The 15,352-nt window shown below is 71.5% G+C and carries 9 protein-coding genes; 1 reads left to right on the top strand and 8 read right to left on the bottom strand.

Annotation, left to right across the window (positions count from 1 at the left end; translation table 11 throughout):
* Window positions 1-86 precede the first annotated feature (86 nt).
* The 5 genes from ENSA5_RS37650 to ENSA5_RS13715 form a co-directional block, all read right to left on the bottom strand.
* Entirely contained in the window at window positions 87-5,123 is a 5,037-nt protein-coding gene (locus tag ENSA5_RS37650) for a hypothetical protein (protein ID WP_181197734.1), read from the bottom strand.
* Window positions 5,120-6,751 carry a sacsin N-terminal ATP-binding-like domain-containing protein gene (locus ENSA5_RS13730; protein WP_146155670.1) on the bottom strand — a complete coding sequence of 544 codons (1,632 nt, stop codon included), beginning with the start codon at window positions 6,749-6,751 and terminating at the stop codon, window positions 5,120-5,122. Before ENSA5_RS13730 ends, ENSA5_RS37650 begins: the two co-directional genes overlap by 4 nt.
* Before the next feature lie 111 nt (window positions 6,752-6,862).
* A complete protein-coding gene (locus ENSA5_RS13725; protein ID WP_106392101.1) occupies window positions 6,863-7,861 on the bottom strand; it encodes a GGDEF domain-containing protein in 999 nt (332 codons plus the stop codon).
* 63 nt (window positions 7,862-7,924) lie between these two features.
* Window positions 7,925-9,808 (bottom strand): MATE family efflux transporter, encoded by a 1,884-nt coding sequence (locus ENSA5_RS13720; protein WP_106392100.1) that lies wholly within the window; start codon window positions 9,806-9,808, stop codon window positions 7,925-7,927.
* 122 nt (window positions 9,809-9,930) lie between these two features.
* Window positions 9,931-12,204 carry a helicase-related protein gene (locus ENSA5_RS13715; protein ID WP_258182840.1) on the bottom strand — a complete coding sequence of 758 codons (2,274 nt, stop codon included), beginning with the start codon at window positions 12,202-12,204 and terminating at the stop codon, window positions 9,931-9,933.
* A gap of 159 nt (window positions 12,205-12,363) precedes the next feature.
* Here ENSA5_RS13715 and ENSA5_RS13710 point away from each other — a divergent pair, with 159 nt between their 5' ends.
* Window positions 12,364-12,960, top strand: coding sequence for a hypothetical protein (locus tag ENSA5_RS13710; protein ID WP_106392099.1), 597 nt, complete (start codon window positions 12,364-12,366; stop codon window positions 12,958-12,960).
* Between the two features lie 25 nt (window positions 12,961-12,985).
* Here ENSA5_RS13710 and ENSA5_RS13705 read toward each other — a convergent pair whose 3' ends face one another.
* The 3 genes from ENSA5_RS13705 to ENSA5_RS13695 are packed head-to-tail and all read right to left on the bottom strand — an operon-like array spanning window position 12,986 to window position 15,281.
* The gene (locus ENSA5_RS13705) at window positions 12,986-13,783 is read right to left on the bottom strand and encodes a hypothetical protein (protein ID WP_106392098.1); all 798 of its coding nucleotides are present in this window, start codon (window positions 13,781-13,783) and stop codon (window positions 12,986-12,988) included.
* Window positions 13,780-14,271, bottom strand: a complete 492-nt coding sequence (locus ENSA5_RS13700) for a hypothetical protein (protein ID WP_106392097.1) — start codon at window positions 14,269-14,271, stop codon at window positions 13,780-13,782. The genes ENSA5_RS13705 and ENSA5_RS13700 overlap by 4 nt, the downstream gene beginning before the upstream one ends.
* Complete coding sequence (locus ENSA5_RS13695; protein WP_106392096.1) at window positions 14,271-15,281, bottom strand: DUF6620 family protein; 1,011 nt, start codon at window positions 15,279-15,281, stop codon at window positions 14,271-14,273. Before ENSA5_RS13695 ends, ENSA5_RS13700 begins: the two co-directional genes overlap by 1 nt.
* Window positions 15,282-15,352: the final 71 nt, after the last annotated feature.

Genomic DNA, 15,352 nt, shown 5'->3' with positions numbered 1-15,352 from the left:
CACGCATGCCGCTGCGAGGCTCATCAGGGCCGACCGACCGAGGGAGGGAGCGATGCATGCGAGCGAGCGACTGCTCGCGGCCCTGCTCATAGACCACCCGTCGCCGCGTGGGCGGCGTGGAGCCGGAGGAACTCGGCCTCGTGCTGGTCCTCGATCTCGACGTGGATGATGTTGAGGTAGGTGTAGGCCGACGAGGCCAGCAGCGTCAGCAGGCCCTGATCGTCGAGGTAGCCCGCGAGCACGGCCTCGAACAGCGGATGGCCGACGTCGATCTCGGTCACGCCGTCGGCGTGGCGAAACAGCGGGCCGCGCCGGACGGGCTCGCCGAGCACGAGCGACTCGAGGTGGTGGTTCGAGACCAGCCCGGCGTTCGCGGCTCGGACCAGGCGCAGCTCCTCGCGCAGGGCCTCGAGCAGCAGCTCCTCGGGCAGCGGGGCCCGGGGCTTGGCGCGGGCTCCTTTGGACTTGGCACGCTCGGCTCGCTTGGCCTGTTTTTTTGGTTGGGCCTGCCCGGCCGCCGCGAGCTTGGCCGCGGCCTCGCGCTCGCGCTCGGCCTCACGGGCGGCGCGTCGGCGGCGTTGGGCCTCGCGTTTGCGGGCCTCGGCCTCGGCGCGTCGGCGCTGCTGCTCGCGCTCGCGCTGCTGCTGGCGCTCGCGCTCGCGGGCGCGCTTGCTCTCGCGCCGTTCGACGGCCCGCTGGTGGGCGATCTCCTCGGCCGAGGGCCCCGACCACAGCTTCAGCGAGGCGAGCTCGAGCGGTCGCTCGCGCTCGGCCGTCTCGGCGCTGATCCAGCGACCGGTGCTGAGCTCGAGCACCGCCAGCGTCCGCAAGCGCTCGTAGAGCTGCTCGTAGCGGTTGCCCTTGCGCTTGCGCTTGCGCTTGGAGCGTCGCTTGCGAGCGCAGCGAGGGTGGAGGCGCATGAACAGGTCGTGGAGACGCTCGCGGAGCTCGGACAGCAGGCGCCGCGCGTCGCGGTCGCGGGGCGCCTCGGCGTCGACCCGGCGCTCGAACTCGTCGATCAGTCGGTCCCACAGCGCGGCCGCGAGGCGCTGGAGCAGCCGCTCCTGCGCTCGGGTGAGGGTCGCGCGGCTCCAGTTTGAGGTGATGCTCAGCCCCTCGCCCCAGACGGCGCCGCCGCACCAGCACAGGTCGGAGATCACGCGCTTGTCGGCGACGTGGCCGTCTGCGCCGAACAGGACCTCGGCCTGGTCGTCAGCTAGCCACAGCCAGCCCTCGAGGTCCTCGCCCTCGACCTCGACGACGAGCAGGGCCTGGTCTGGGGGTTGGCTGGGCATCCGCGGCGAGTTGGCCTTGCGGGCCGCGAGCTCGCGGCGGCGCTCGATCTCTCGATCGAGGTCGCGAACGTCACCAAAGAGCGCCTCGAGGGCGGCCTCGACGTCGGGGGCGTCGAGCACGACGACCGGCGTGTCGGGCAGCTCGAGGCTGGGGCGGCGGTAGGCGATGCTCGCGATGCGCCCGCGCTCTCGGGCCTCGGCCAGCTCGAGCGCCGACCAGGGCTTGCGCGCGCCCGCGAACACCGCCAGCCCGGCGAGCCGCTTGAACATGGCTGGACGCTTTGCTGCCCGGGCCTGGTAGCCGCCGACGCCTGGCGGCCACCCGACCAGGAGGTGACGGACGAGCTCGGCGGCGCGGCCCTTGTCGCGCGAATTGAGGCCCGAGTAGCGCGTCGCGAGCTCGGTCAAGAGCGCGTCCGTCTGGGCCCGCACGAGCTTGCGGACGCGCTCGCGCTCGCGCGAGGTGATGTCGGTGTGGGCCTCGTTGAGCTCGAGCTCGTCGAACTCGATCGCGCCGACGAGGGCGACCGGCCGGGCCGGGAGCTCGACGACCGCGACCTCGCGCGACTCGGTGAACACGCGGATCTTGCTGCGCTCGATCTGGCTGGGTGACTCGCGCGAGATGCCGAGCTCGCCGCGCACGCCGGGTGAGCTCAGGGGCAAGAGCACGATCGCCGAGCCCCGGGCCACGCGGATCTCGGAGATCGTGCGTCGCCGCTCGAACCGGGCCCGGCCGATCAACCAGTCGCTGACCAGCTCGAGCCCGTCGCTGCCGAGGAGTCGGTCGAGCAGGTTCTGCTCGACCGGATCGAGGACCGAGACCTCGAGCGTGACTGTGGGCTTGGACTCGAGATGGAAGTCGTCCGCGACCCAGCTGATCGGCTCGCCGGCGCCGACCCGCGCGAACAGCTGGTCGAGGGGGACCGTGCGCGCCGTCTTTGCCCCGCGCTGGGCTGGCTCGAGGCGGCGCAGCAGTGGGAGCTCGAGGAGCTCGGTGAAGGCCGGCAACAGCCCGCGGCGCAGGACCAGGAGGTCTTGCTCGGCCTGGCTGATCCGCCGGTTGGGTCGTCGGAGCCGCCCGCGGACGGCCTCGGCCGTCGGCAGCTCCCCGCGGCCACGCAGCGATCCGATCGCGCGGTCGAGGTCGCGCCTGGGGTAGCGCTCGAGCAGCTCGAGCAGCGCGGCGAGCTCGGTCAGGGCCGCGTCGAGCCCGAGCTCGTGGCGCAGCCACACGAAGGCCTGGGCGAGCCTGCCCGGGCCGAGGACCACGCCCGGGACCATGGTCAGAAACCACCACTCGCAGCGGAGCAGCTCGTCGGGCGCCGCGCGGGCGCGCTCGAGCTCGAGCTCGACGAGCGCGACGAGGCCCTCGAGCAAGGGCCCGCGCAGCGAGAGCGGATGGGCGAGGGCCTCGAAGCTCGGGGCGATCTCGAGCGCCTCGCTCTCGACCCAGGCGCACAGCCCCGGCAGCGGCAGCTCGAGCTCGACGTGGCACAGCTTGCGGGCGCGGTAGTAGACCTGGACCGGGGTCTGACCCTCGGTCGCGGCCGTGAACGCGTACTCGCGCAGGCCGAGCGCGCCACGCAGCTCGGGCTCGGCCGCGCGCAGCTCGACCCGAACCAGCGACGCGTGGGGCAGGGCGAGCTCGGCCTGCGGGCACTCGAGGAACGCGTCGCGGCGACGGAGCTGCGCGAGCCGCTCGGCGAAGGGCGCGAGCACGTCCTTGCCCAGGAGCGCGCGCAGGGCCTCGCGATCAGCTTGTTCGAGGAGCAGGACCTCGGCGTCGAGGGCGGGCAGCGGCCTCGTCCCGGCTTCGAGCCAGGCGAGGCGCTGGCCCTGCGCGACCCGAGCGGCGAGCTCGGCGAGGCTCGCGGGCTCGCCGTGGGCGCGGTCGTAGAGCGGGACCCGCAGGAGCTCATGATGATCCTCTGCGGGTCCGTCGAGGCCCCAGCGCGGCGTGATCGCGGCGCCGAGGCGCTTGACCTCGCGCCTGGCCTGCCTGCGCGCGAAGCCGAACTGATCGAGGAACGCGGGGCCAAAGTCTGCCTGACAGGCCTGGGCGACGTAGGTCCGCAGCAGCGCGCGCAGATAGGGGCTGATCGCGCCCGAGCCCGCGAGCTTGGTGATCGCGCGCTCGAGGGCCTCGAGCACGGCCACGAGCGCGGCCGCGAGGCTGCGGGTGGCTCGCGCTTGATCGTAGTCCTCGTTGGGCTCGAGCGGGGCGCTGACGACGGCGCACAGGCCGGGGACCGGTCCGTCGAGGGCGAGCTCGCGCAGGAGGCAGCCCTCGGTCAGCAGCCGGACCCAGCTGTCGCCGTGGCCGAGCGATCGCAGCCCGAGCTCACCGCGGATCGGCGCGGCCGTGTCGTCGTCACCGCTCTCGGCCCGGAGCTCGCCCCGGATCGGCTCGCGGATCAGGTAGTAGCCCTCGCCGAGCTCCGGGAGGTGGCGGCGGGTCATGAACTGGAGCCGGCAGCGCTGCCGCTCCCACTCGCGCCGCAGCGCCGGGGTGTAGTCGTGGAGGCGAGCGCCGAACAGCTGTTCGAGCAGGGCCTGGGCCGGGCCGGGGTCGATGCGCAGGACGAAGGGCACGTCGACCGGCGCAAACTCGAAGTCCTCGCTCGCGTGGCGCAGCGGCCCCTCGGCCTCGATCAGCGCGCGGGTGCTGATGTTGGCCGCGCCGACCACGGGCCACAGCGGGACCTCGGCCACGGTCGCAAGCAGCGGGTCGTCGATCAGCGCGCGGCGCAGCTTGCTCGGGCGCGAGTAGTTGGCGTGCTTGGTCAGCCACTCGATCAGCATGTCGTCGGCCCAGCTCGGCGCGCCCTGGGCCAGGTAGCGCTCGGCGAGGCGGGCGATCGCGTGATCCTGGGCCGCGATGATCCGGTCGATGACGGCGTCGTAGCCGGCGTCGTGGAGCAGCTTGGTCTGGGACACGTCCTTGCCGAAGCGCGGGCTGTCGACGATCGCCTCGAAGCCCGCGACCGCGCGCTCGTCGAGGGCGAGCTCCTCGATGAACACGCCGTTGGAGACCAAGAAGGCCCGGGGGCGGCCGCGCAGATCTGCGCTGCTGAGCCCGATCGCCGCCTGACCGATGGGCTCGCCCTCGTCGGTGACCTCGACGCTCGTCCACGGCTCCCACTCGAAGGTCATCGGACCCGAGACCTGCGCGCCGTTGACGACGACTGGCCGCCGCGACCACCGGCAGTGCGCGCGCAGGAGCACGACCTCGTCGAGGGTGTCGCCGAGGCTGCGGAAGAACTCGACGATCAGCCCGGGGCGGAAGCTGTCTTTGACGTGGATCCAGTTGCCGGGCTCGCCCTGAACGCGGGTGAGCTCGTCGGGTTGATCGGGGCGCAGCTCGAGCAGCGTGCCCTCGCCGTCGTCGCCGATGCTCGTGATCCGGACGTAGCGAGGGTTGATCGCCATGGCCGAGTTGACGGCGAAGGCCAGCTGCGCGAGCCCGCGCATGCGCGCGAGATCCTCGGGCCGGAGCTCGTCGACCTCGGTGAACAGCGCGCCGTAGATGTTCTCGAGCTGCTCGTAGGCGAAGGTCGAGCCGTCAAAGCGCAGGTGGAGATCGTCGCTGTCGACCTCGAACTCGAGCGAGGTCGCGCCGTTCGAGAACGCGGCCTCGACCAGCAGCAGCACGTAGCGGTTGGGATCGGCCAGCTGATACTGGCGCAGCTTCTCGCGCGCCTTCTCGGGGTCGATCGAAAATCCACCGCGGGCCTCGACCGCGCCCGCGGCCTCGAGCCGTGCGAGCAGGTCTGGCCTGGCCCTCTCCCGAGCTTGGGACCGCTTGTCTTTGGAGGCTGGCTTGGTCATGCGCGGGCCCCCACTCGCAGGATGCGGCGATCGTGGGTCAGGGTCGCGAGCTTCTCGTCGGTCTCGGCGTCGAGGCGGCTGCCCAAGAAGAAGGCCTTGACCGCGAGGTAGGCCCCGAGCTCGGGCTCGGTCTGGGCGAGCGCGGCGATCGTGCGGATCGTCGGGTGGTCGGCGTTGAGCACGACGACCCGGCGGCTCGCGAACAGCCCGGTCCCGAGCTCGCCCGCGTCGTCGAGCGCCGTGGCCTCGCCGAACTCGGCCTGGGTGATCGCGACGCGCTCGGCGACCGAGGACTGGGCGTAGTCGAGGTGACCGAGGCGGACCCCGCCGATCTTCGCGCCCCAGTCGTCGAGGAGCCGCGCGACCTCCGAGGCCAGGATCTGCCAGCGCACGGCCTCGTCGGTGTCGCGCGGGGGCAAGGCGGTGCACCACTGCTCGAGCCGGACCGTGTCCGGGGCGAGGGCGTCGAGGAGGGCCCGGCCGCGGATCCAGGGCTCGGGCAGCCACACGACGGTCGCGCCCTCGCGCTCGAGCAGCTCGGCCAGCGGGCTCGGGCCCCGGGCGATGATGACCCGGCGCCGCTTGGGCTTGCGCACGGCCTGCCACCCGACCAGCGCGCCGCTGGGGCTGCGAAACAGGGCCGCGTTGGGGCTGACCGGGACCGCGTGATCGGCCTGCTCGTGGAAGCGCGCCGCGTCCCACAGGTACTCGAGCCACTCGCGTTGCTCGTCGTCGGGGCTGGCCGCCGGGTCGGGCGTGAGCTCGCGGATCGCGGCGTCGAGCTTGGCGAACACCAGCTCGCACAGCTCGCCCGCGATCAGCTCGTTGACCGCCGCCATCAGCCGGGTGAAGCCAGCCTCGCGGATCACGTCGTCGCGGGTCAGGGTGTGCTCGAGCTTGGCCGACGAGGCCTTGAACGCGATGCCGGGGATCATCGGCTCTTCGACCAGGGTCAGGCCGCGGTTGTAGAAGCCGGCGAAGGCCTCGCCGTCGCGGGGGTGGCCGACGACGACCTGCTCGTCGTCCCGCCCGCGGCTGACCTTGCAGGGCAGCTCGAGGTCGAAGGGCTCGTTGATCAGCTCGCCGTCGACGCGGATCTCGCCGCTGACGTGCTTGCACCAATAGCGCACGACCTCGCTCGCGCGGGTCCGGAAGGCCTCGAACTCGGACGCGCTCGCGGGCTTGTAGATCTCGATCTTGGTCCCCTCGACGGGCTCGTCGCGGCGGATCAGCGAGAAGCGGCGCTGCTCGTCGAACACGATCCGCCAGTGCTCGCCGTCGCGCGAGGTGTCGATCGACACCGCCTGGGGCGCGATCGCAAACACCGACACGAAGCCGATGCCGAACTTGCCGATCTTGGTCAGATCGCCGTCTTTGCTCGACGAGAACAGGCGCGTGAGCCGGGTGTCGATGATCTCGCGGTTCATGCCCGCGCCCCAGTCGTCGACGTGGATGACCATCAGGTCATCGGTCGGGCCCGGGCGGTGCTCGAACCACACCTCGACCTCTTCGGAGCCGGCGTCGAGCGCGTTTTGGATCAGCTCGCGAAAGAACGCCATCGAGTCCGAGAACTGGTTGACGAGGCGGTCGAGGGCGTCGTCGACGGACAGCGGTTCCGGCTGCGGCACGGCTGCGCCAGGATACTCGCCCGGGCCGACCCCGCCAACCGGCTCGGCGAAGCTCGCAGCCAAGGTCGCGCCCGACTCTGGGGATGGCCCGCGGGCTAGCAGCCCGGGCTGCTAGCGGGAGATCTCGACGGACTTGGGCGTCCAGTGAGGGTGGGTCTCGAGTCCCACGATTCGGTTTCGGCCGGCGTCCTTGGCCTCGAGCAGCGCGTGGGTTGCCTTCTCCCGCGCCTCCCGGGCGGTAATGATGCTACCCGGATTCAAGGTCACAAAGCCGATCGACACCGTGGGGTTCGAGCGAAGCGCTGACAGGCGATAGCGAATCTTCGTCATCCGCCGTTGGAGCTCGCACAGGAATTGGCGGGCGCCTTCGTAGGACATGTTGGGCAGCAGCAAGATGTACTCATCGCCGCCCTCCCGATACGCGCGACCGCGAAAGAACACGTGGGCCTCGAGGCCCTGCTGAAACTGCGGGAGCAGGTCGAAGTCGACGGTCGTGTGGCCAAATTCGGTGTTGATGTCCTTGAATTTGTCGATGTCGACGAAGGCGAGGGTGATCGGCACCTCGCGGATGTCACAGCGCTTGCGGTAAAACTGAAAATCGGGCGTCACGCGATTCGCCGACAACAGAATGCGGAATTTGACGTCGTATTCGAGGGGCGGGTCGTCTTGGGGGAGTTGCCCGACCAGCTCGGCCTGGTGGACTGACATGTAATCGGTGAGGACCGGCATCCGCTCGGGCTCAATCAGGCGCAGCTCGTTCAGCAGCCAGTCGATGGCCTGAATCTCTTCATCGAGGACCATCACGACCTTGCTGTCGGTCGTGCGGCTGCGCGGAACCTCGATCTCGGCGGCACGCTCACGCCGCCACAGCAGCAGCGCCATCTTGATCATCGGCGCGAGCGGGTCACGGCGCATGTCGTCCACGGTGCGACTGTTGTTCAACCAGCTGCGGAGGGTCTCGAGCTTGACGTAGAAGCGCCCGACCTCTTGGGGCGTGACCTGGAGCGCGTCCTTGATCGGTTTGGCGATCTCTTGCCTGTAGAGCCTGTCGAGCGCGCGGACGGCGACCGTCAGCGCGTGGAGCTGGGCGTGGTGAGAGGGGGTCTCCACGATCGCACTCTACACTCGATCGACGGGGGCGATGCGAGCCTCGAAGGCCGCGAGCCTGGGGCTTTATCCTGCGCGCGGAGTGCGCGGGCTCCAGCTGTCGACGAGGGCCTCGATCTCGGCGCGCAGGGCCTCGGACACGGTCAGATCGCGCAGCGCCTCGTCGAGTGAGAGCTCCGCGCCAAGGTCGACGAGGGCGTGGAGTCGCGCGAGCTGATAGCCGAGGCGCAGGAGCGCGAGGGCGGGGGGCAGGTCATCTTCGCCGTCGAGCTCGTGGGTGACCCAGCAGGCATCGTCGATGTGGCGGTGGTGCTCGACGACGCCCTCGCGCGCGAGCTGGTCCATGATCGCGGGCGGGAAGCACAGATCGAGCTGACCCCCCCGGTGGACGTGGCCGATCTCGTGGCCGCCGGGGCCGAAGAAGCCGATCGCGTTGCCCCGGGTCTTGGCCACGCGGAGCTGGTCGAGCTCGCAAAGGCCCGCGACGAGGCCGTCGATCAGCGCGCAGCGGCCGGGGCTCACGCCTCGCATCGACTGCGAGGCCCGGGGGGCCGCGGCTGGTTCGACGCCCTCGTCGGCGTCTTCGTCGGGGTGGTCTGCGGGGTCGTAGAGCTCGCCCGCCCACAGGTTGGCGATGACCGCCGTGATCGCGGTTGCGAGCGCGACCCCGATGAAGATGCCCAGCGTGTCGGCGAGGTAGCTGCCGACCAGGGCCAGGGGGATCGCCAGGAGCAGGCTCCGCGTCGCCGACAGCAGCGTCGAGCGGATCGCTCGGTCGATCGCGTTGAAGGTCGCGCTCACGACGCTGACGAGCGCGTGGGCGCCGTAGGTCACGGGGATGACCCAAAAGAACAGGCGCAGGACCTCGTGAACCTCGGGGTCGTCGGAGAACGCGCTGGCCACGAAGTCGCCGAGGGTGATCAGAAACAGCCACGCGCCCGCGCCCCACAGCAGCACGAAGCGCCGCGATTGCCGGAGCGCCTCGGCCGTGCGATCGCGGCGAAGGGCGCCCCAGTTTTGTCCGACGAAGGGCGTGAGCGCGGCCGACAGGGCCATCGGAGCGATGAGCACGAGGCCCTCGAGGCGCGAGCCCACGCCCCACGCCGCCACCGCTGCGTTGCCGTGGGTGGCGATCAGCGCGGTCATGACCCCGGTAGCGATCGGCGCGAGCATGTTGGTCAGCGCCGCCGGGACCCCGACCGAGAGGATCGAGCGCCACGACTCGCGCAGCTCGGCGAGCTTCGGCGTGTGCATCTCGATCATGTTCAGGCGCTTGCCGAGCACCCACAGCGCGCCGACGAAGGTCAGGAGCCGCGCGGCCAAGGTCGCGAGCGCGGCCCCGCGCAGGCCGAGGGCGGGCACGGGCCCGAGCCCGAAGATCAGCAGCGGATCGAGGAGGCCGTTGACGATCGCCGCGACCATCATGATGTACATCGGGGTCTTGGCGTCGCCCGTCGCTCGGATCGCGCCGGAGCCCATCATCGGGATGACCAGGAAGGCCGCGCCCAAGAACCAGATCGTCATGTACTCGACGACCAGGGCGAGGATCGGGCCCTCGGCGCCGAGGCTCGCGAAGAGCAGCCGCTGGGTCACGAGCCCGAGGCCCGAGAGCAGCGCGACCACGAGCACGCCGAGGATCAGCGCGTGGGTCGTGAGCCGTCGGATCTTGCGCTCGTCACCGCCGCCGATCGCCCGGGCGATCGCCGAGGTCGTCCCGACCCCGAGGCCCATGGTCGCGGACATGACCAGCATGATCACCGGGAAGGTGAAGCTGATCGCCGCGAGCTCGTCGGTCCCGAGCTGGCCGACGTAGTAGGTGTCGACCAGGTTGAGGGCGATCAAGAACACGATGCCGAGCGACATCGGCAGCGCGAGGCTGACCAGGGCCGAGCGGATGTCGCCTTCGACCAGGGTCGCGCGGGGCGGCTTTGGGGCTCCGGGGGTAGACATCGAGCGGTTCGAGCTTACGCGAAGCTCGGCGGGTGGTTTCGTGGGATCCCCGATGTCGGGCTCGTGGTCGGGGGGCGACCTACATCGAGCTGGCCATGCATGGTTGAGGCGGGCGAGAAGCGTCAGCCTTCGCGCTCGAGGACATCAACCCGCAGCGCCCGCCCCTCGACCACCGGAAAGCCCAGCGCCGTGTAGGCGTCGGGATCGACATCTGGATTGGGGACCAACTCGACCGCCCCCGCCCGAGGGATCTCAACAAAGACTCCCCGCGGCAGCGCGGCCCCGATCAGCAGCGCCCGGACCCGCAGCGCGTCCTCGCGCAGCAGCTCCGGCAGCCAGATCATCCGCCGCCCCACGCGGACGCCGAGCGCGTCGAGGAGCTTCCGATCGCGGCCCCGGAGCCGTCGCAGCTGGCCCTTGGCCGCGCTCCGATGGATCGTCCCGAGCCCGCGCTCGAGCTGGTACACGAGCCCCCGGCCATCGCTCGACAAGCGCTCGACCCCCGGCCCCCGCAGCGGCGCGAGCAGCTGCCCGGCGAGGTCCCGGGCCCAGGCGACCAGCCGCCGCTGGATCCGGGCGCGGGCCCCAGCGCCGAGCTCCTCGATCGTCAGCGCGACCTCCGGCCGAACCAGGTCGACCCCACGAACGAGCTGGCCCAGCTCGCGGTCGCCGTCGAGGATCGTCCCGCGCTCGTCACAGGAGAAGCGCTCGTGCGGCGCCGAGACCAGGTCCTCGACCCAGGCGTCGTCGCGCGTGTCGACCCGCGGGGCGTCACCAAGGTCGAGCTCCAGGAGCTTGGCGAAGGGCCCCTCGGCGACGGCCTCACGATCGACCCGGGCCCGCCGCCCGAGCTTGGCCTGGGCGGCCCGGCCCCTCTCGCGTCGCCCGGCCCCGCGTCCCCGGGGCGCCGCCGCTCGGCCCTCGTGCTCGACGAAGCGGGCGACCAGGCGCTCGTGGAGCGCGTCGCTGAGCCGATCCTCGAGGGCGCGCGTGCGCCCCTGCCAGCTCTGGGCGTCGACCAGCCACGCCTCGCGGTTGCTCACGTAGGTCCAGGTCCGGACGGAGGCCACGCGGCGCATGAGCACGTGAATGTCGCCCTCGCTGTCGTCGATCCGCGCGATCTGTCCGGCCATCCAGTCCGGATCGATCCGCCCTCGCGGCCCCGCGAGCTGGCGGTAGATCTCTGCGAGCAGATCGGCGTGGCCGTCGAGCACCAGCGTCTCGGGCCCGCTCGGCTGCGAAGACAGGCGCAGCGTCAGCTTGCGAAAGTCGGGGATCTGGCAGACCTGCCACAGGAGCTCGACCGCCGCGCGCCCCCTGGCCCGCGCGCGGATCTCTTCGCGCCGCGCGAGCGAGGCGAGGGCGTCGTAGTCCTCGGCCTGGCGGACCAACTCCAACACCTTGCGCGGCGACTTCTGGCGCAGCGAGCCCAGCAGCGCGTCGATCGAGCCAAAGTCGAGGTCGCGGTCCGAGGTCCGCCAGACCACCCGGCGCAGGGCCGCAAAGCGATGCATCTCGATCGCGTCGACGACCCGCTTGGGCAGGCCGGGGACCGGCGCGAGCGTGCAGAATTGTCCGTCAGCGTGGGCGCGGCCGGCCCGACCGGCGATCTGCGCCAGCTCATCGGCCTCGAGCTCGCGCCGCTCGTGGCCATCGAACTTGCGCAGCGAGGCGAACGCGACCGTGTCGACGTCCATGTTGAGGCCCATCCCGATCGCGTCGGTCGCGACCATGTAGTCGACCTCGCCGGCCTGATACAGGGCGACCTGGGCGTTGCGGGTGCGCGGTGACAGGGCGCCGAGCACGACCGCGGCCCCACCTCGACGCTGACGCAGGCGCTCGGCGAGCTCGTAGACCGCGTTGGCCGAGAAGGCGACGACGGCCGTGCGCGGGGGCAGGGCGCCGAGCGACATGCTCCCGGCCCCGCGCAGCTGGCTCAGGCGTGGGTGGCGGTGGATCTCGGCGGTCGGGACCAGCTGCTCGAGCACCGGGCGAATTGTGTCGGCGCCCATGAACCAGGTCTCGCGGGCGCCGCGGGCGTGGAGCAGGCGGTCCGTGAACACGTGGCCGCGCTGGGGGTGCGCGGCCAGCTGGATCTCGTCGACGGCGACGAAGTCGACCTCGCGCTCGACCGGCATCGACTCGACGGTGCACACCCAGTAGTCCGGCCGCGGCGGGACCCGCTTCTCTTCGCCCGTGATCAGCGCGACCCGGGACTCTCCGATCCGCGCCGTCACCCGGTCGTAGACCTCGCGCGCGAGCAGGCGCAGCGGCAGACCGATCATCCCGCTGCGGTGGTCGAGCATGCGCTCGATCGCCCGGTGGGTCTTGCCGGTGTTGGTCGGCCCGAGCGCGGCGGTGATGCCGACGTCGGGCGGCGCGGGTTGCCCGTGCACGCGGCCAAGGTAGCAGGGGGGCTCGCGGGTGCCCGGCCTGGGCCCGTCGGGCACGCCAGGAGCCCGCCTGTGCCGACCTGAATCCACGCGCGAGCGATGGTCTTTGATCCATGAGTCGGGGCTGACGCCCGCGTGCTACACACGGCCCAGGAGATTGCCATGAACTCGCACGACAAAGGTCAACCCCGCGGCCCGCGATCACCCTCGAGGGGCCTCTTCACCGTCGCCCTGCTGCTCGCGGCCGTCCATGGCTGCGGGCTCGTTGGGGTCGAGCCCGAGGAGATCGACCTGGCCGAGGGCTCGGAGACCGGGGGGCTCGACACCAGCGCCGAGGATGGTCCAGGGGACAGCGGCGGGTCGATGGGCGGGGACGGCGATGGAGACCCCGGCGACGGCGACGGCGACGGCGACGAGGGCCCCGACGACTCCGGCGACGGAGACGGCGACGAAGCCTCGACCGCAGAGGGCGACGGCGACGGAGACTCCACCGGCGACGGCAACGGCGACGGCGACGGCGATCGAGGCTGCGAGCCTCCGACCCCCGACGAGTGCGGCGAGTGCACCGCGCAGATGTGCTGCGACGAGCTCCTGGCCTGCACCGACGATCCCGAGTGCGGCTGCTTCCTCGACTGCCTCGCGGACCTCAACGACGCCCAGACCTGCGTCGACGACTGCAACCTCGATCCCGAGACCAACGCGGCCTCGCTCGCCCTCGACGAGTGTCAGCTCGGCGGGTGCGAGCAAGCCTGCGGCTGACTCGGGCTCGGGCTCGGGCTCGGGCTCAGCGACAGCGGCGCGGGGAGCCGGCGCGGGTCCACACGGCCTCGCGCTCGAGCCCCTCGTAGAACTGATGCAGCCGCCCGCGCAGCTCCTTGTCGAGCTCCGCGGTGGTGTTCGGCAGCAGCTTGGCCCGCTCGCGCAGCCACGCGGACCAGTAGTTGATCTCCGCCTCTTCCCACGCCTGCAGCAGCTCGAGGGTCGGCGTCCGGGCGTCGCGGGCGGCCTTGTCGGCCCGGTGGCGCTCGAGCCACAGCGGCCAGCAGGCCTCGCGCCACAGATGGTGGGCCATGGCCACGGCCATCCGCGCCCGCGGGCCCGGCTCGATCGTGACCAGCGCGCCGCAGTGGCGGCAGTTGAGCTCGACGGTCTGGAGATAGACCGCGGACTCGAGCTCGGCCCCGCACTGGCTGCAGCGCAGCGCGGCCTGCTCGGTCGCGGCCATGGTCAGGAGGCTGCGGAGCGCGTCGGCGAAGATCTTGGTCTCGACGCGCTCGAGCTCGATCTCGATCTCGTCGATCATGTGCTCGGCCCGGGCCCAGGCGGCGTCGGCCTGATCGTAGGCTTCGGCGTCGTGATACTTGTCCTGGACCTGGTCGTTCCAGGCGTCGCTGATCTTGGCCTGGAGCCCGAGCCCGCGCATGCGCATGCCCTGCCAGGCGTTGCTGACCGGGACGGTGTCGCCCCCGGTCTGGGCCAAGAGCGCGGCGCAGCCGGCCAAAGACTCGCTCATCAGCAGGTCAAAGCGTTCGCGGATCTTGGCCAGGAATCCATCCCAGCGGGCATCGAGGGCGTCGGTCATGAGGTCTGTCCACAGTAGCGGCAGCTGAGGTCGCTGCGATCTTGGCGTGGCGCGCCGCAGCAGCGGCAGCACTCGGCGCTGGCGTCGGCGGACCCGACCATCGCGGCGGGCGAGCTCGCCGCGCCGGCCAGGGCGTTGGCGAAGATCGAGGCGGTCGTGACCACGGGCCTGACCGCGCCGACGTAGTCGCGCACGGCCTGGTCGACGGCGTTGGTCAGCTGCCAGGGTTCATCCATGTGCTTGCACAGCGGCGCGACGGCGGCGTCGAGGGCCCAGCGCAGCTCGAGCAGCAGCGCGCCGCAACGCTGGCCCGGGCCCTCGCGCAGGTGCCGAGCCCGGGCGTCGGCGGCGAGGCCCTCGACTCCGAGCTCGGCCAGCGTCGCGTCCCAGCGCGGGTCGCCGCCGGCCGGACAGCTCGAGGCGAGGGTGACGATCGCGGTGATCGCCTCGTGCCCCTGGCCGAGCAGCGCTGCGTCTGCGGCGGCCATCAGAACGAGATGTCGTCGTCGGCCGAGGCGGCCTTGTACTTGGCCTCGAACTGGTCGCGCAGCGCGGTGTAGCGCTTGTGGAGCTCAGCGTCGTTGCGCATCGCGTTTTGGCTGATGTACATCGACCACCAGCCGCCGACCTGGCCCCACTCCATCGGGCTCATGCCGAAGCTCTGGAGGATCGCGGCGGCGTCCTTGCCCTGCTCGGAGCCCGCGGCCTGGGCCATCTCGATCTCGCAGTAGCGCTCGAGGGTGATCGGCGCGTCGGCCTCGGACGTGGCCTCGCCCGCAGCGGCAGACGCCGCGGCCCCGGCGAACTGGCCGGCGCCCGCGGACTGGAAGTGCTTGCTGTACTCCATCGTGATCGTCAGCGAGGTGTCCCGGCTCATGCGGGCGTTCCACTCGGCCGAGACCCGGTCCCACTTGGCCCGGTCGACGCCGAGCTCGGCGATCAGCGGCTCGGCCTCGCCGCCGCCGGCGATCTTGGCCTGGACCTTGGCCCACTGCTCGAGGGTCACGCCCTCGACCGGAGCGAGGTCCTCGGCGAGGGCCTCTTGCTGGTTGCCGATGTTCATCGACGCCATCGCGACGCTCTGGGTCGCGTTCATCTGGGCCTGGACGAGATCGCCGGCCGTCGGATATTTGGCCCGCGCGGCCGGTGACTGGCTCCAGCGCTCGAAGGTCGCCTTGACCTGATACCAGTGCTGGCTGTTGCGGATCCCGTACTCGCCGAAGAGCTCGGCGCGCTCGTCTTCGTCGTCCCACTTCTGCTCGATCAAGAACTGCGCGCCGAAGTAGCGATCGATGTCGTTGTCGAAGTCGAAGCTCGCGCGGTCGTCCTTGGCCTCGAGGGCGTAGTCGCGGCCCTCGTCGTCGTCGTCGTCGTCGTCGTCGTCGTCGTCGTCATCGTCGGCGACGGCGGCAGCGGCGGCGGGCGGAGCAGCGTTGGAGATGTCCGGGGCTTGCTTGCGCAGACCGAGGGCGGAGAGGATGGTGTCGAGGAGGCCCATTCGGTGCGGACTTTACGCGCTCGGACGCCCCCGGCGCCAGGGCGCCCGGGCACTTGGCCGACCGCAGGGCC

Origin of the sequence: Enhygromyxa salina, assembly GCF_002994615.1 — a bacterium.
Lineage (GTDB): Bacteria > Myxococcota_A > Polyangia > Nannocystales > Nannocystaceae > Plesiocystis > Plesiocystis salina_A.
The sequence above is the reverse complement of the archived record's forward strand: the minus strand, read 5'-3'. Positions and strand labels throughout refer to the sequence as shown.

What these genes read in the sequence shown, in the direction of transcription:
- ENSA5_RS37650 (WP_181197734.1), bottom strand. Translation starts at nt 5,123, where the DNA reads ATGACCAAGCCAGCCTCCAAAGACAAGCGGTCCCAAGCTCGGGAGAGG.
- ENSA5_RS13720 (WP_106392100.1), bottom strand. Translation starts at nt 9,808, where the DNA reads ATGTCTACCCCCGGAGCCCCAAAGCCGCCCCGCGCGACCCTGGTCGAA.
- ENSA5_RS13710 (WP_106392099.1), top strand. Translation starts at nt 12,364, where the DNA reads ATGAACTCGCACGACAAAGGTCAACCCCGCGGCCCGCGATCACCCTCG.
- ENSA5_RS13705 (WP_106392098.1), bottom strand. Translation starts at nt 13,783, where the DNA reads ATGACCGACGCCCTCGATGCCCGCTGGGATGGATTCCTGGCCAAGATC.
- ENSA5_RS13700 (WP_106392097.1), bottom strand. Translation starts at nt 14,271, where the DNA reads ATGGCCGCCGCAGACGCAGCGCTGCTCGGCCAGGGGCACGAGGCGATC.
- ENSA5_RS13695 (WP_106392096.1), bottom strand. Translation starts at nt 15,281, where the DNA reads ATGGGCCTCCTCGACACCATCCTCTCCGCCCTCGGTCTGCGCAAGCAA.